Here is a 17,159-nt window from a genome sequence, read left to right as displayed (position 1 = left end):
ATCAGGTCCAGGAATCCCGCAATGTCACGGTGCGGTTGAAGACAGGTCGACCAGGTTTGGAGTCCTTGATGTCCGCGCAGAAATAACCTTCGCGTTCGAACTGGAAACGGTCTTCCGGTTGCGCTTGGCCCAACGAGGGCTCGGCGCGACAACCGGTCAGTACTTGCAGGGAGTCCGGGTTGATATTGTCCAGAAAGCTTGCGCCCTCTTCGGCTTTTTCAGGGTTTGGCGAACGGAACAGACGATCGTACAGACGCACTTCGCACTCTACGCTCTCGGCTGCCGGCACCCAGTGCACGACGCCCTTGACCTTGCGGCCCTCAGGGTTCTTGCCCAGAGTGTCCGGATCGTAGGAGCAACGCAGCTCGACGATGTTGCCGTCGGCATCCTTGATCGCTTCATCGGCGCGGATCACATAGCTGCCACGCAAACGCACTTCGCCATTGGGCTCAAGACGCTTGTAGCCCTTCGGCGGCTCTTCCATGTAATCGTCGCGGTCGATGTACAGCTCCCGCGAGAACGGCAGCTCGCGCATGCCCAGGTCCTCTTTCGGGTGGCGCGGCAGTTCCAGCTTCTCGACCTGACCTTCCGGGTAGTTGGTGATAACCACTTTCAGCGGGCGCAGCACGCACATGGCGCGCGGCGCGCTGTGGTCCAGGTCGTCGCGGATGCTGAATTCGAGCATGCCGAAATCGACCACGCCGTCAGAGCGGTTGGTGCCGATCATTTCGCAGAAATTGCGAATCGATTTCGGCGTGTAGCCACGACGACGGAAGCCCGACAGCGTCGACATACGCGGGTCATCCCAGCCACTGACGTGTTTCTCGTCAACCAGTTGCTTGAGCTTGCGCTTGCTGGTGATGGTGTAGTTCAGGTTCAGGCGCGAGAACTCATACTGGCGCGGCTTGCACGGCACCGGCAGGTTGTCGAGGAACCAGTCGTACAGCGGACGATGGCTTTCGAACTCCAGGGTGCAGATCGAGTGGGTGATGCCTTCGAGGGCATCCGACTGACCGTGGGTGAAGTCATAGATCGGGTAGATGCACCACTTGTCGCCGGTCTGATGGTGATGCGCATGACGAATGCGGTAGATGATCGGGTCACGCAGGTTCATGTTCGGCGAGGCCATGTCGATTTTGGCGCGCAGTACACGAGCGCCATCCTCGAACTCGCCGGCTTTCATGCGCGCGAACAGGTCGAGGTTTTCCTCGACGCCGCGCTCGCGGAACGGACTGTTCTTGCCCGGCTCGGTCAGGGTGCCGCGATATTCGCGCGCCTGTTCGGGGGTCAGATCGTCAACGTAAGCCTTGCCCGCCTTGATCAGCTCGACCGCCCAGTCGTGCAACTGGTCGAAATACTGCGAGGCGTAGCGCACTTCGCCCGCCCATTCGAAGCCCAGCCACTTGACGTCACTCATGATGGCGTCGATGTATTCCTGGTCTTCCTTGGCCGGGTTGGTGTCATCGAAACGCAGGTGCGTATCGCCACCGAACTCCTTGGCCAGACCGAAGTTCACGCAGATCGACTTGGCGTGACCGATGTGCAGGTAGCCGTTGGGCTCCGGCGGAAAGCGGGTCACGATTTTGCTGTGCTTGCCCGAGTCCAGGTCTGCCTGCACGATAGGACGCAGGAAATTGGTCGGTACGGCTGGACCTGCCTTTGAATGGGCAGCGGGTTCTGGAGTGGGCTTGCTCATAGGATCCTTGGACATACGTGCGCGGCCAGGGTAGGCCGACTAAATCAAAGCGCTTATCATAGCCGAAGCTGTCAAGTCCCTGACAACAGACTGCGTATTTGAAGGCATAAAAGCTGCAAAAGCGCTGAAAAATGTAACCTCGTCTGTAAACTGCGCGTCAGGGTCATAATCTGCCCATTCATGCATGACTAGAGAGCGACTTCCCAAATGCCTAATGTAAAGCTGACTACCAACCACGGCGACATCGTGCTGCAACTGAACGAAGAAAAGGCGCCGCTGACCGTTGCCAACTTCATCGAATACGTTAAAGCCGGTCATTACGAAAACACGGTTTTCCACCGTGTGATCGGCAACTTCATGGTTCAGGGCGGCGGTTTCGAGCCTGGCATGAAAGAAAAGAAAGACAAGCGCCCGAGCATCCAGAACGAAGCCGACAACGGTCTGCCGAACAAGAAGTACAGCGTCGCCATGGCCCGCACCATGGAGCCGCATTCGGCCTCTGCGCAGTTCTTCATCAACGTCGCTGACAACGCCTTCCTGAACCACAGCGCCAAGACCGTTCAAGGCTGGGGTTACGCTGTATTCGGTGAAGTGATCGAAGGCACTGACGTCGTCGACAAGATCAAAGGCGTGGCAACTTCCAGCAAGGCCGGCCATCAGGACGTCCCGGTAGAAGACGTGATCATCGAGAAAGCCGAGATCGTTGAGTGATACTGCTGATCTCCGATCTGCACCTTGAACAGGAGCGCCCGGACATTACCCGGGCGTTTCTGGATCTGCTCGCAGGACGCGCTCGCGACGCCGAGTCGCTGTATATCCTCGGGGATTTTTTTGAAGTCTGGATCGGTGACGACGCGATGTCGCCGTTCCAGCTTTCGATCTGCAAGGCCCTGCGCGAGTTGAGCGACAGCGGCACACGAATTTTTCTGATGCACGGCAACCGTGATTTCATGCTCGGCAAGGGTTTCTGCAAGGCAGCAGGCTGCACGCTGCTGAGTGACCCGAGCGTCGTGCAGTTGAACGGTGAGCCGGTGCTGCTGATGCACGGCGACAGTCTGTGCACCCGCGATGAAGGTTATATCCGGATGCGTCGCTATCTGCGCCATCCGCTGACGCTTTTCATTCTGCGCCATTTGCCGCTGGGCACCCGCCATAAGCTGGCGCGCAAGTTGCGTAATGAGAGCCGTGCGCAAACCCGTATGAAGGCCAACGATATTGTCGATGTGACGCCGGACGAGGTGCCGCGGATCATGCAGCAGTTCGGCGTGCGTACGTTGGTCCACGGTCACACTCATCGTCCGGCGATTCATAAGTTGCAGATTGGCGATCAGGCGGCCAGGCGCATTGTGCTGGGTGACTGGGATCGTCAGGGCTGGGTGTTGCAGGTGGATGATCAGGGTTTCAGCCTGAACCCGTTCGACTTTGTGCCTGAAACGACTGCGCTGTTGAATTGATTGCTCGGGAACGCAGCTGAGAGCACAGCTGCTCCGTGACATCAGATGGATTGAAGTCCGACTCAGACTCTCGTTCCCACGCTCCGCGTGGTAATGCAGTTCGTGACGCTCCGCGTCACATAGCGGCTCTGCGACTTCAGGCGGATTGCCGTTCGACTCAGGTCACCTTTTCGCCCCTCGACGACTCACTTTGAGGGACCAAAGTGAGCAAAGTCCCCGCTCCTGTTTCCGGCCCGACTTCGTCGGGTTCCTTCGCGCTGTCACTAACGTCGCACTCTGCGTCGTCTGTGCCATCGCGGTTGAAAAAGCACTTTAGAGCAGTTTGGCCAAAGGCACGGTTCAGATAGGCGCATAAGAAACTAGTGCCCGCCCCCTGCCGCAGGCCCGGCCTTGGCGGCGAATGGGGGTTTGGCCAGCCAGACGAGCAGGATCAGTCCTGCGAATATCCAGCCCAGCAGGTAGAAGTAATCCACGGTGGACATCATGTAGGCCTGGGCGTTGAGGGTCTGCTCCAGTTGCGCGTAGGCCTGCGGGCTGGCGCCGCCCAGGCTGTCAAGGGCGTGGCGGGTGGCTGGGTCGAAGGTGCTGATGTTTTCACTCAGGTAGGCATGATGCTGGTTGGCGCGGCGAATCCAGATCCAGGTGGTGAGCGAGGCTGCGAAGCTGCCACCCAGGGTGCGCAGGAAGGTTGCCAGCCCTGAACCATCGGCGATCTGATTGGGCGGCAGGTCAGACAGCAGAATACTCAGAGTCGGCATGAAGAACAGTGCCACGCCAATGCCCATGAACAACTGCACCATCGCCACATGCTCGAAATCCACGTCGGTGTTGAAGCCTGCACGCATGAAGCAACTCAACCCCATCGCCAGGAATGCCAGCCCGGCCAATAGACGCAGATCGAATTTGTGCGCGTACTTGCCGACAAAGGGCGACATCAGTACCGGCAGGATGCCAATCGGCGCGACGGCCAGCCCAGCCCAGGTCGCGGTGTAGCCCATCTGGGTCTGCAACCACTGCGGCAATATCAGGTTGATGCCGAAGAAGCCGGAATAGCCGCCGATCATGACCAGTGTGCCGATGCGGAAATTGCGGTAGGCAAACAGGCGCAGGTTGACGATCGGATGCTTGTCGGTCATTTCCCAGATCACGAAGAAGGTCAACGCGACCAGCGAAATCAGCGAGCCAAAGATGATGAAGTTCGACTCGAACCAATCCAGATCATTACCCTTGTCGAGCACTATCTGCAGCGCGCCCACACCGACGATCAGCACTATCAGGCCAATATAGTCCAACGGCTGACGAGCAGTCGTGACCGGCCTTTTGGCCATCTGGGTACGCACCACCAGCACGGCGAACAAGCCGATGGGAATGTTGATGAAGAAGATCCAGGGCCAGCTATAGCTGTCGGTGATCCAACCACCGAGGATCGGACCGGCAATGGGCGCCACCACCGTCACCATCGCCAGCAATGCCAGGGCCATGCCTCTTTTGGCGGGTGGGTACACCGCAATCAGCAGGGTCTGACTCATCGGATACAGCGGACCGGCGACCATGCCCTGCAGCGCGCGAAAGCCCACCAGTTCCGGCATGGACTGGGAAATACCGCACAGGAACGAAGCCATCACGAACAGAATGGTGGCCCACAGGAACAGCTTGACCTCACCGAAGCGGCGACTGAGCCAGCCGGTCAGCGGCAAGGCAATCGCGTTGCTGACCGCAAACGAGGTGATCACCCAGGTGCTCTGCTCCGAGCTGACACCCAGATTGCCGGCGATGGTCGGCAGCGCCACGTTGGCAATCGTGGTATCGAGCACCTGCATGAAGGTCGCCAGCGACAGACCGATGGTGCACAGCAACAGGCTTGGCGGGGTAAAAGAAGCGGGGGCGTTGTTGCTCATCGCGAATCCCTGAAGACGAATGCGACACCCCGGCCAGCAGGCCGGGACTCACGGATTGGCGGTTCAGCGCTGAACGGCAGTCTTGCCACCGGGCGCACTGTTCTCGTGAATCAGGCGGGCGATCAGCGCGTCGGCGTCAGCCAGTTGCTCGGTGTACACCTGAGTGCTGAAGGCCGCCTGTTTGCGCGGCTGTTGCGCCAGGACCGGACCGCTCTGGTCATGCAGATTGACTTCAACCGTGGTCGACAGGCCGATACGCAACGGGTACTTCGCCAGTTCTTCAGGGTTGATGTGCACCCGCACCGGCACACGCTGGACAATCTTGATCCAGTTGCCAGTGGCATTCTGCGCAGGCAACAACGCAAAGGCACTGCCGGTACCGGCCCCCAGGCTGTCGATGGTGCCGCTGTACTTCACATCGCTGCCATACAGGTCGGAGCTGATCTCCACTGGCTGACCGATGCGCATCTTGCCCAGTTGGGTTTCCTTGAAGTTGGCATCGATCCACAACTGATCCAGCGGAATGACCGCCATGGTTGCAGTGCCCGGCTGAATGCGTTGCCCCAGTTGCACGGTGCGTTTGGCGACGTAGCCGGTGACCGGTGCCACCAGCGTCGAACGTGCATTGGCCAGGTAGGCCTGACGCAACTGTGCGGCCGCAGCCTTGACGTCCGGGTGCGAGGACACCACGGTGTCATCGACCAACGCCACGCTGGTGCTGAGTTGCTGCTGAATATTGTTCAGGGCGCTCTGCGCGCTGGTCAGGCTGTCTCTTGCGTGCGACAGCTCTTCCTGGGAAATCGCCCCGCCGGCTGCGAGGCTGCGACGACGGTTATAGTTGTCCTGAGCGGTCTGCACCGCAGCACGCTGCGCGGCCAGTTGCGCTTTCATGCCATCGACGTTGCTGTAAAGGCCGCGCACCTGGCGCACAACCTTGCCCAGATTGGCCTCGGCGCTCTGCAGCGAGACTTCGGCATCGCTCGGGTCAAACTTGAGCAGGACCTGCCCTTCGTGCACCAGATCACCATCGTCGGCACCAATACTGATGACGGTTCCGGTGACCAGCGGGGTGATTTCGACCACGTTGCCATTGACATAGGCGTCGTCGGTCTCTTCGCTCCATTGGCCGTAGATCTCGTACCAGGCCCAGATGCCCAGTGCGAGGATCACCACGACAATGGCAAGCCCGATCAGCAGGAACTTGCGCTTGCCAGACTTCGGCTCCTGTTGAGGAGCCTGGGCAGATGTGTTTTCAGCGGCAGCAGTGGCCATGGCAGTTACCTTTAATCAGCGAAGCGACGGAACGACGGCGATCAGGCTCACGCCTGCCAACACGTCGGCTGCTCAGCTTTTAGCTTTGGGGTTGAAGCTCAAACGAGTCAGGGTGATGTGGTCATCGGCAGCCACCAGCACCTTGGTGAGAATTCTTTTCAGGCTCTCGACCTCTTCACTGTCGAGCGCGGCGAACGTGTCATTCATCGCGTCGGCGCCAATCTGCGGCAACAGATCGGAAAGCGCCTGTCCCTGCTCGGTCAGCGCCAGACGCACCTGACGACGATCGGTCGCGGAGCGCTTGCGCACCACCAGCCCTTTCTGTTCCAGACGATCGAGCATGCGGGTCATCGAACCGCTGTCCAGTGACAGGTGCCGACACAATTCCACGGGGGTATCGGTAGAAAACTGGGCAATGATGATCAGCACCTTGAACTGCGCGAACGTCACGTCATAGGGCAGCAGGTACTTGTCGAGCATGCGGTCTTTGAGCGCATTGGTACGACCGACCAGCAGCCCGATGAGGCTGGATTCGAAATTGTCGGGGCTGAAATGTTTCACGGATTGACCCAGATAGCTGCCTAGGCAGTGATTGCAAAATATTACTGCCTAGGCAGCCGTTGTCAAAGCATTTATTAGCGTGCTTACTAAATCCCCATAAAAAAACGACCGCTGGCAAGGCGGTCGTTTTGGGGGGCGGACGTGCGAGAGGAATCAGGCGGCGACAGGGACGCCACTGTGAAAGCGGAACTCTTCGTCAGGACTTTCGATCAGCTCACGCTCGGCCAGACGGATCTCCTCGATCTTGGCATCGACATCAGCCTTGTCGCCATAGCTGTAAGCCAGCTTGAGGTAGTCCTGAAAGTGCCGCGCTTCGGACTTCAGCAGACCGCCATAGAATTTGGCCAGCTCTTCGTCAAGATGCGGCACCAGCGCGGCGAATCGCTCACAGGAACGAGCCTCGACGATGGCACCGACGATCAGCGCATCGGTCAGCCGGTAGGGGTTGTGATTACGCACCAGCTTGCGCAGCGCTCCGGCATAACGGGCCGAGCTGATGTTGGCCATGGGGATCTGGCGCTTTCTGATAATGCTGATGACTTGCTCGAAGTGGCGCAGCTCTTCCCGGGCCAGACGCGACATCTTGCTCAACAGGTCGAACTTGTCGTTGTACTGAAACATGAACTGGAACGCAGCCCCGGCGGCCTTCTTCTCGTTGTTCGCATGGTCGATCAGCAGGATGTCCAGATTGCGCAGCGCGGCCTGGACCCAGCTGTCGGGGGTGCGGCAAAGCAGAAAGGCTTCGATTTCAGGGATCGGGTACATAGGCTCACAGAATGACGGAGAGGCACGGCCGCGCATTATACGAGGAGCCACGGTACCTCGCGACACAAAAGCATGCCGGTTTTGTCAGGCGCCGAATGCGTCGCGCAGAAAGCCCGGCGCGATATAGCGCTGATAGTGCGCCTCGGAGAGCAGGAAAAACTCGCGGTCGATGGCATCGCGCAGTTCCGGCAGCGTCCAGTCGCGAAACTCCGGCAACAACACGAAACCGTAGGCCTCGACCTGGCTGATGACCCGTGCGCCACGGGCGATCAACTGGTAAGCCCAGCAGTATTCGGACTGGTGTGGCACAAAGCGGATCTTGCGCTGGGTCAGCTGCGCACGCAGCTTGTCGGCATCGAAGACTTCGAGCTTGGCAGTCATCACCTGGACCAGCAGTTGCTCCAGACGCAGCCAGACCGCTCTTTTTTCATCCTCGTTATAGCCGTTCCAGTGGATGACCTCGTGGTGGAAGCGCTTGCAGCCACGGCACACCAGATCCCCGTAAACAGTGGAGCAAAGGCCGACGCAGGGGGTTTTGATAATGTAATCGGGCATGTCAGGCAGGACTGGGGAAGGCGAAACAGGGGCTCATGTTAGCCCTTTGTCTAAGCAAGTTCACCCCCGAAGATGTAGGGGCTAACTTACCTTCGGCAAAGTTTTGGCGTAGAATCAGCGAGCCTTTTAAGGCGCCAATGTCCGTTGGAAGCTGTTTTCAAAGCGTCACGAGCACAGTCAAGTTAATCCCGCAGTGCGGCGTCGACAGGCCATTCCCTCATCACGAATGGCCGTGTCGACCGCCACTCCCCCCCGCCCTGCAGGCGTAAAACTTTGAAAACAGCTTCTGTTAGGAATCACCGCTACCCTGCCAACAAGGCTCAATAAGCCTTGCGTGGGTACGGGCGATTTCTGGATGAGCGTCCCGGACACCCATTTGGGACCACTGATGAGGGTTAATACTGTGCTTGAAGCCTACCGTAAACATATCGAAGAGCGTGCCGCCCAGGGCATCGTGCCCCAGCCGCTTAACGCCGAACAAACTGCAGGCCTGGTCGAGCTGCTGAAGAATCCCCCGGCTGGCGAAGAAGCTTTCCTTGTCGACCTGATCACCAATCGCGTTCCGCCAGGCGTTGACGAAGCTGCCTACGTCAAGGCCGGTTTCCTGTCTGCCCTGGCCAAGGGCGAAGCCACTTCTCCCCTGATCGACAAAAAACGCGCTACCGAACTGCTCGGCACCATGCAAGGTGGCTACAACATCGTCACCCTGGTTGAACTGCTCGACGACGCCACCCTCGCGCCAGTCGCTGCCGAACAACTCAAGCACACCCTGCTGATGTTCGACGCCTTCCACGACGTGGCCGAAAAAGCCAAGAACGGCAATGCCCACGCCAAGGCTGTCCTGCAGTCCTGGGCCGACGGCGAGTGGTTCAAGAAGCGTCCGACGCTGGCCGACAAGATCAGCCTGCGCGTCTTCAAGGTCACCGGCGAAACCAACACCGATGACCTGTCCCCTGCCCCTGATGCCTGGTCGCGTCCAGACATCCCGCTGCACGCACTGGCCATGCTGAAAATGGCCCGTGACGGGATCGTCCCTGACGTCCAGGGCGCCATCGGCCCGATGAAGCAGATCGAAGAAATGCGCGGTCAGGGCTTCCCGATTGCCTACGTCGGTGACGTGGTCGGTACCGGTTCCTCGCGTAAATCGGCAACCAACTCGGTACTCTGGTTCTTCGGCGACGACGTCCCTTACGTCCCGAACAAGCGTGCCGGCGGTTTCTGCTTCGGCAGCAAAATTGCTCCGATCTTCTACAACACCATGGAAGATGCTGGCGCTCTGCCAATCGAATTCGATGTCTCGAACATCAACATGGGTGACGTGATCGACGTCTACCCCTACGCTGGCAAGGTCTGCAAGCACGACAGCGACGAAGTCATCACCACCTTCGAAATGAAGACCCCGGTGCTGCTCGACGAAGTCCGCGCTGGCGGCCGTATTCCGCTGATCATCGGCCGCGGCCTGACCAGCAAGGCGCGCGCCGAACTGGGCCTGCCGGAGTTCGACCTGTTCAAGACCCCTGACCAGCCAGCCGAAAGCACCAAGGGTTACACCCTGGCGCAGAAGATGGTCGGCAAGGCATGCGGCGTAGCGGGCGTTCGTCCGGGCACCTACTGCGAACCGAAGATGACCACCGTCGGCTCCCAGGACACCACTGGCCCGATGACTCGCGACGAACTGAAAGACCTGGCGTGCCTGGGCTTCTCGACCGACCTGGTCATGCAGTCGTTCTGCCACACCGCAGCCTATCCTAAACCTATCGACGTCAAGACACACCACACGCTGCCTGACTTCATCATGACCCGCGGCGGCGTTTCTCTGCGTCCGGGCGACGGCATCATCCACAGCTGGCTGAACCGCATGCTGCTGCCGGACACCGTCGGTACCGGTGGCGACTCGCACACCCGCTTCCCGATCGGTATCTCCTTCCCGGCCGGCTCCGGCCTGGTGGCGTTCGCCGCTGCAACGGGCGTCATGCCGCTGGACATGCCTGAATCGATCCTGGTTCGCTTCAAGGGCAAGATGCAACCTGGCATCACCCTGCGCGACCTGGTTCACGCCATTCCTTACTACGCAATTCAGGCTGGCCTGCTGACCGTAGAGAAGAAAGGCAAGAAGAACGCATTCTCCGGTCGCATCCTGGAGATCGAAGGCCTCGACAACCTGAGCATCGAGCAGGCTTTCGAGCTGTCCGACGCCTCTGCCGAGCGTTCGGCTGCCGGTTGCACCATCAAGCTGGCCAAAGAACCGATCATCGAATACCTGAATTCGAACATCACCCTGCTGCGCTGGATGATCGAACAGGGCTACGGTGATCCGCGCACTCTGGAGCGTCGTGCTCAGGCGATGGAAGCCTGGGTTGCCAACCCGGAGCTGCTGGAAGCCGACAAGGACGCCGAGTACGCCGAAATCATCGAAATCGATCTGGCCGACGTCAAGGAGCCTGTGCTCTGCGCGCCGAACGACCCGGACGATGCCCGCCTGCTGTCTTCGGTACAGGGCGAGAAGATCGACGAAGTGTTCATCGGCTCCTGCATGACCAACATCGGCCACTTCCGCGCTGCGGGCAAGTTGCTGGATCAGGTCAAGGGCCAGCTGCCGACGCGTCTGTGGCTCTCGCCGCCGACCAAGATGGATGCTCACCAGCTGACCGAAGAAGGCTACTACGGCATCTACGGCAAGGCTGGCGCGCGCATGGAAATGCCGGGCTGCTCGCTGTGCATGGGTAACCAGGCACGCGTGGAACCGAACTCGACCGTAGTGTCGACGTCGACCCGTAACTTCCCGAACCGTCTGGGTGACGGCGCGAACGTCTATCTGGCCTCGGCCGAGCTGGCGTCCGTTGCGTCTATTCTGGGTCGTCTGCCGACGGTCGAAGAGTACATGAGCTACGCCAACCAGATCGATACCATGGCAGCGGACGTGTACCGCTACCTGAGCTTCGATCAGATCGCCGAGTTCCGTGAAGCCGCTGCGAACGCCAACATCCCGGCCGTTCAAGTGTAAGCACGAAAGCAGGCACCATAAGAACCCCATCCTCGCGATGGGGTTTTTTTTGCCCTCAATCGAACACGTACATATATTTTTCACATTCACATGGCTATAGTGGCGGCCCTTGTTGGGGAGTAGCCTGCTCTTGACTCCGGTCACAGAGCGTTCGCATCAACATTCTCGGCAGCATGCCGTGGTGCGAACACCTTCTGGTTGGCGAGACCAACGATGCATCCATGCCTAAAGTCGGGCGTGTGGTTGCGTCGTTGACTCATAGCCCGACTGGATATAACCGTGAATCCGATTTCCCTCCTCTTTCTCGCGCTTGCCATGTCCACGGACGCCTTTGCTGCGGCCCTTGGTAAAGGAGCAAGCCTGCATAAACCGCGCTTTCTCGAAGCATTGCGCACGGGCCTCATATTCGGCGCCATCGAAACCATCACGCCAGTCATAGGCTGGGGTATCGGCCAGGTGGCTGCGCGCTTCGCCGAGAGCTGGGACCATTGGATCGCTTTCACTCTGCTGCTGGTGCTCGGCCTGCACATGATCTACAACGGCATCAAGCAAGACGATGACGAAGAGCAGGAAAAGCCGGGGCAGCATTCTTTCTGGATTCTTGCCGTCACCGCATTCGCCACCAGTATCGATGCACTGGCGGTCGGCGTAGGCCTGGCATTTGTCGACGTCAATATCGTGGTTGCCGCCCTGGCCATCGGCCTGGCGACTACCGTCATGGTCACCATCGGCGTGATGCTGGGCCGGGTACTGGGCACCATGGTCGGCAAACGCGCTGAAATCGTTGGCGGTATCGTACTGATCGTGGTCGGTGCAACGATTCTTTACGAGCATCTGTCGGCGCTGTAATCGACTTACAGAACGCGTCGAGCAGACAAAAAAACCCGCATCTTTCGATGCGGGTTTTTTATGGGTACAACTTTTACAGCCCGATTACACGGTGATGCCCTGCCCGCTCATGGCCAGGTCCAGCAGCTCGCGGTTGGCAACCGCGTACATCGCGTAATCCGTACCGCTTGCCGCACGGAGTTCGACCAGCATGGCACGCCAGCGCTCGACCATCAGAGCATGCTGTTCCAGCCACAGGGCCAGACGCGCGTCGATTTCCGAAGGACCGTCGGCCATCTGCAGAACAGACACGGTGATTGCCCGCTGTTGCCAGTCGACATCGTCACGGAACGCTTCACGCGCCAGCGCCTGCCAGTTGTTTTCCACCGGCAGGCTGCTGATCTGTTGCAAGTACCAGGTGATGTCCAGCGCGCTGCCAACGGCAAAGTACGCCTTGGCGACATCGGCAGCGTTCTGCCCGGTCACGTCGGAGGCTTCGATGATCGGCAACAGCGTGTACAGATGTGTCGTACCGGCGACCATGCGCGCCAGCAGTTCCGGCACACCGGCTTCGACATACGCCTGATAACGGGTCTGCCACATCTCGCGGGTAGGCCCTTCCAGCAGCTCGTCAAGCTTGAGGCCCAGTGCAGCGAGGTGCGGACCGAAGTGCGCCACGTCACGGCCAGCGTCCAGTTCATTGCGACGACTGCGCAGGAACCAGCGCGTGGCTCGACGCCCCAGACGCATCAGCTCATCCATCAGCGCCAGCTGGATTTCCGCCGAAACCTTGTAGTCCAGCGCCTCGATCTGACGGAACCAGTGCGGCAGGTGGAAGATGTCACGCACGATCACGTAGGCACCGGCCACCGCAGCAGCGCTCATGCCGGTCGACTCTTTGAGCCGCTGCACGAAGGTGATGCCCATGTGGTTGACCAGATCGTTGGCGATCTGCGTGCTGACGATTTCGCGCTTCAGACGATGGCCGCGCATGGCTGTGGAAAACCTGGCGCCAAGCGAAGGCGGGAACGCGGTTTCCATATCACGCGCCAGATAGTCGTCATCCGGCACACGGGATTCCAGCAACGCTTCCTTGAGGTCGATCTTGCTGTACGAGATCAACACCGACAGCTCGGCACGACTCAAGCCCTGCTTGGCTGCAATCCGCTCGGCAATCTGCTCTTCGGCAGGCAGGAATTCGATGGCACGATCAAGCTTGCCACGCGCCTCCAGGTCACTCATCAGACGCTTGTATTCGGCAATCCGCTCGTAAGCGCGACGGGCTGCCAGCGACAACGCCTGGGTCTGCTTGTAGTTGTTGCCCAACACCAGGTGGCCTACTTCATCGGTCATGCTTTCGAGCAACTGATTGCGCTGCTTCTCGGTCATGTCACCGGCCTGCACCACTTCGTTGAGCAGGATCTTGATGTTCACTTCGTGGTCGGAGCAGTCCACACCGCCCGCATTGTCGATGAAGTCGGTGTTGGTCGCGCCGCCATTGAGGCCGAACTCGACACGGCCCAGCTGGGTCATGCCCAGGTTGCCGCCCTCGCCCACCACCTTGCAGCGCAGCTCGTTGCCGTCGACGCGCAGCGCATCGTTGGCCTTGTCGCCCACATCGGCATGCGATTCTTCGCTGGACTTCACGTACGTGCCGATACCGCCGTTCCACAACAGATCGACCGGCGCCTTGAGCAGCGCATGCAGCAGTTCGGTCGGGGTCAGCTTGTCGGCCTTGATATCGAAGCGCGCCTTCATCTGTTCGGTGATGGCGATACTCTTCAGGCTGCGCGGGAAGATCCCGCCGCCAGCGGACATGATGCTGGTGTCGTAGTCGGTCCAGGACGAGCGCGGCAGATTGAACAGGCGCTGACGCTCTGCAAAGCTGCTGGCCGGGTCCGGATTCGGATCGATGAAGATGTGCAGGTGGTTGAACGCTGCGACCAGTTGCAGCTTGTCAGACATCAGCAGGCCGTTGCCGAACACGTCACCGGCCATGTCGCCGATACCGATCACGCTGATGCTGTCCTGCTGCACATTGATGTCACGTTCACGGAAGTGACGCTGTACGCCCACCCAGGCACCCTTGGCGGTGATGCCCATCTTCTTGTGGTCATAACCGGCAGAACCACCGGAAGCGAAGGCGTCACCCAGCCAGAAGCCGTAATCGATGGCAATGCCGTTGGCGATGTCGGAGAACGTCGCCGTGCCCTTGTCGGCGGCCACCACCAGATACGGGTCATCGTCGTCATGCCGCACGACGTTGACCGGCGGCACCAGCGCGCCTTCCTTGAGGTTGTCGGTGATGTCCAGCAGCCCGGAGATGAAGATGCGGTAGCAGGCGATTGCCTCGGCCTGCACTTCGTCGCGGTTGCCGGTGGTCGGCAGGCGACGCGGCACGAAGCCGCCCTTGGCACCTACCGGCACAATGACCGAGTTCTTCACCTGCTGGGCTTTTACCAGGCCCAGCACTTCGGTACGGAAGTCTTCCTCGCGGTCCGACCAGCGCAGGCCGCCACGCGCCACGTTGCCGAAGCGCAGATGCACGCCTTCGACACGCGGCGAATAAACGAAGATTTCAAACTTGGGCACCGGCTTGGGCAACTCGGGGATCAGGCGCGGGTTGAACTTGAAGCTGAAGTAGCCCTTGCTCTGCCCGTTGGCATCGGCCTGATAGAAGTTGGTCCGCAGGGTTGCCTTGATCAGGTCCAGATAACGACGCAGGATGCGGTCTTCGTTGAGCACCTGCACGTCGTCCAGCGCAGTCAGAATCGCCTGTTCCAGACGCAGCTGCTTGTCGTCAAGATCGTCGGAACCCAGCTTGCGCGCCAGATAGAACCGGGTCTTGAACAGACGCGTCAGCTCGCGGGCGATGTCGGTGTGGTTGTTCAGCGTGGTGGCGATGTAACCCAGGTCAAAGCCCAGACGAATCTGCTTCAGATAGCGCGCATAGGCACGCAGCAGTGCCACGTCGCGCCACGGCAGGCCGGCGGTGAGTACCAGACGGTTGAACGCATCGTTTTCGGCATCGCCGCGCACGATGTGCACGAACGCATCCTGCAGGGTGTCGTTGAGCTGCTGGATATCGAGGTTCAGACCTTCGCCGTAAGTGAAGGCGAAATCATGAATCCAGAACTCGCGACCGTTGGCATGGTGCAGGCGGTACGGGAACTCGCCCAGCACCCGCAGGCCGAGGTTTTCCAGAATCGGCAACACGTCGGACAGGGCCAGCGGTGTATCGGCGTGATACAGCTTGCAATGCAATTGCTGGCGGCCACCGGCCAGTGGCTGGTAGAAGCTCATCACCAGCGGATTGGCTTCGCTGAGGCTCAGTACGTGCTGCATGTCGACGACTGCCGAATGCGCCGCAAAACGCTCGCGGTAGCCAGCCGGGAAGCCTTTCGGGAAGTCGGCCAGCACATTGGTGCCGTGCGCTTCACCGAAGCTTTCAACCACCAGACTGGCGTAGTCGTCCTTCCACGAACGGCACGCCTGAATGACTTCGTTTTCCAGCTGGGCGACGTCGATCTCCAGATTGATCTTCGGGTCTACGCGCAGAATCAACTGCACCCGCGCCAGCACCGATTCAGAGAAGAACGTCCAGAACTCGCAATCGCTGGCCTTGAGGCGATCCATCAAGACCTGCTGGATCTTCTGGCGCACTTCGGTGGAGTACACGTCGCGTGGCACATAGGCCAGGCAGTAGCAGAAACGCCCGTACGGGTCCTTGCGCAGGAACACGCGAATCTTGTTGCGCTCCTGAATCTGCACGATCGACATGACCGTGGTGAACAATTCGTCCACCGGCGTCTGGAACAGGTCGTCACGTGGCAGCACTTCGACCACCTGCGCCAGTTCCTTGCCCAGGTGCGCCTTGGCGTCGAAACCGGAGCGACGCTCGACCTCGGCGACCTTGCGACGGATGTACGGAATCTGTCGCACGCTCTCGCCATACACCGACGAGGTGTACAGGCCCATGAAACGACATTCCTTGATGACCTTGCCCGACGCGTCGATCTGCCGGATCGAAACGTAATCCGGGTACGCCGGACGGTGCACGCGGCTTGGATGCGCCGCCTTGGCAAACGACAGCAGCACCGGTTCCTGCAGGTATTTCACCGCGTAGTCTTCGATGTGCAGCTCTTCGCGGGTCAGACCAGGGCGCAGCAGTCGGGTCAGCCCCAGGAAGGACGACTCGTCGTAGACCAACTGGCCGCCTTCGGCGTCGTTACGCACTTCGAACTCTTCGTAGCCCAGGAAGGTGAAGTGGTTGTCCACCAGCCATTGCAGGAAGACCTTGATCTCGGCTTTTTCCTCGACGTCGGTGTTGGACTCGTTGGCATCGATACTGGCCAGCAGCTCGTGCAGACGCGCTTTCATCGGCCCGAAATCTTCGACGGCAGCGCGTACTTCGCCCAGCACCTGCTCCAGCTCGCGCGCCAGCACGTTCAACTCGCTGACGTTGGCGCAGCGGTCGATCTCCAGGTACATCAGCGATTCCTGCAGCACGTCGTCGCCGGCGGTGCCTTTGGGCAGCAGCTCGAGCAATTCGCCAGCAGCGCCGCGACGCACGCTCAGCACGGTGGTCTGCAGGGTGTGGATGCTGTAGCCGCGGCGGTTCAGCTCGGTGCGGACGGAGTCGACCAGAAACGGCAGGTCATGATGCAGCACTTCAACGGCAGTGTGAGTCGATTGCCAGCCGTGGCGCTCGTAATCGGGGTTGTAGACCCGGACCTGCGGGTGAGCATGTTCGAAACGCTCCAGCAGGCGCCATGCGGACAAGGTGCAGCCTGCCAGGTCGGAAAGCCGCCGCTGGGTGAGTTCGTCGAGGGAAATAATGCCGAAGAATTGCTCGGCGAACAGCGCCACTTGTGGCAGTGCCTGTTCGCTGATGTGCTGAGCCAGTGCCGCTTGCAGTTGATGCTGGAAGTCGGCCTTGCTGGCTGCGGTGAAGAACGCCATCTGTGGTACTCCGCTTTGGCTTTTATTGGGGAGGCTTGAAGAAGGTGTTGAAACCGGGGTGCCCTTGCATCCAATCGCGTGGGCATCACCTGATCGAGTGTAAAGCTAAAGTAGTAACGCGCGCCGTGTCAGGGTAGTCACATTTGTACATTGGAGTGAAAAAA

The 17,159-nt window shown here is 59.7% G+C and carries 11 protein-coding genes and 1 riboswitch; of the genes, 4 read left to right on the top strand and 7 right to left on the bottom strand.

What is annotated here, in order from left to right:
* Window position 1: 1 nt before the first annotated feature.
* On the bottom strand, window positions 2–1,696 hold the full coding sequence (locus BLR16_RS17960; RefSeq protein WP_004414076.1) for a glutamine--tRNA ligase/YqeY domain fusion protein: 1,695 nt from the start codon (window positions 1,694–1,696) through the stop codon (window positions 2–4).
* A 207-nt stretch (window positions 1,697–1,903) separates the two neighbouring features.
* Between BLR16_RS17960 and BLR16_RS17955 the strand changes: the two genes are divergently transcribed.
* Complete coding sequence (locus BLR16_RS17955) at window positions 1,904–2,407, top strand: peptidylprolyl isomerase (protein ID WP_003404493.1); 504 nt, start codon at window positions 1,904–1,906, stop codon at window positions 2,405–2,407.
* On the top strand, window positions 2,404–3,150 hold the full coding sequence (gene lpxH, locus BLR16_RS17950; RefSeq protein ID WP_058396639.1) for a UDP-2,3-diacylglucosamine diphosphatase: 747 nt from the start codon (window positions 2,404–2,406) through the stop codon (window positions 3,148–3,150). Before BLR16_RS17955 ends, lpxH begins: the two co-directional genes overlap by 4 nt.
* A gap of 359 nt (window positions 3,151–3,509) precedes the next feature.
* On the opposite strand, the gene BLR16_RS17940 is transcribed toward lpxH, so the two are convergent.
* The 5 genes from BLR16_RS17940 to BLR16_RS17920 all read right to left on the bottom strand — a co-directional run bounded on the left by BLR16_RS17940 (window position 3,510) and on the right by BLR16_RS17920 (window position 8,201).
* The gene (locus BLR16_RS17940; RefSeq protein WP_256333095.1) at window positions 3,510–5,069 is read right to left on the bottom strand and encodes a DHA2 family efflux MFS transporter permease subunit; all 1,560 of its coding nucleotides are present in this window, start codon (window positions 5,067–5,069) and stop codon (window positions 3,510–3,512) included.
* A gap of 42 nt (window positions 5,070–5,111) precedes the next feature.
* The gene (locus BLR16_RS17935; RefSeq protein ID WP_003368538.1) at window positions 5,112–6,320 is read right to left on the bottom strand and encodes an HlyD/EmrA/EmrK family protein; all 1,209 of its coding nucleotides are present in this window, start codon (window positions 6,318–6,320) and stop codon (window positions 5,112–5,114) included.
* Window positions 6,321–6,392: 72 nt separating this feature from the next.
* Entirely contained in the window at window positions 6,393–6,881 is a 489-nt protein-coding gene (locus BLR16_RS17930; protein WP_003368537.1) for a MarR family winged helix-turn-helix transcriptional regulator, read from the bottom strand.
* A gap of 153 nt (window positions 6,882–7,034) precedes the next feature.
* The gene (locus tag BLR16_RS17925) at window positions 7,035–7,646 is read right to left on the bottom strand and encodes a MiaE family protein (protein WP_003368536.1); all 612 of its coding nucleotides are present in this window, start codon (window positions 7,644–7,646) and stop codon (window positions 7,035–7,037) included.
* Window positions 7,647–7,730: 84 nt separating this feature from the next.
* Window positions 7,731–8,201, bottom strand: a complete 471-nt coding sequence (locus BLR16_RS17920) for a DUF1289 domain-containing protein (protein ID WP_002554470.1) — start codon at window positions 8,199–8,201, stop codon at window positions 7,731–7,733.
* 403 nt (window positions 8,202–8,604) lie between these two features.
* Here BLR16_RS17920 and acnB point away from each other — a divergent pair, with 403 nt between their 5' ends.
* Both acnB and mntP read left to right on the top strand, forming a co-directional pair.
* Window positions 8,605–11,205, top strand: coding sequence for a bifunctional aconitate hydratase 2/2-methylisocitrate dehydratase (gene acnB / locus BLR16_RS17915; RefSeq protein ID WP_004414089.1), 2,601 nt, complete (start codon window positions 8,605–8,607; stop codon window positions 11,203–11,205).
* Between the two features lie 107 nt (window positions 11,206–11,312).
* Window positions 11,313–11,477: riboswitch (yybP-ykoY riboswitch) on the top strand.
* Between the two features lie 7 nt (window positions 11,478–11,484).
* Window positions 11,485–12,054, top strand: coding sequence for a manganese efflux pump MntP (mntP, locus tag BLR16_RS17910; RefSeq protein ID WP_004414091.1), 570 nt, complete (start codon window positions 11,485–11,487; stop codon window positions 12,052–12,054).
* A gap of 84 nt (window positions 12,055–12,138) precedes the next feature.
* On the opposite strand, the gene BLR16_RS17905 is transcribed toward mntP, so the two are convergent.
* Window positions 12,139–16,995, bottom strand: a complete 4,857-nt coding sequence (locus BLR16_RS17905) for an NAD-glutamate dehydrogenase (protein WP_004414092.1) — start codon at window positions 16,993–16,995, stop codon at window positions 12,139–12,141.
* Window positions 16,996–17,159: the final 164 nt, after the last annotated feature.

Origin of the sequence: Pseudomonas sp. BS3767 (genome assembly GCF_900099665.1) — a bacterium.
Classification (GTDB): Bacteria; Pseudomonadota; Gammaproteobacteria; order Pseudomonadales; family Pseudomonadaceae; genus Aquipseudomonas; species Aquipseudomonas cerasi.
The sequence above is the reverse complement of the archived record's forward strand: the minus strand, read 5'-3'. Positions and strand labels throughout refer to the sequence as shown.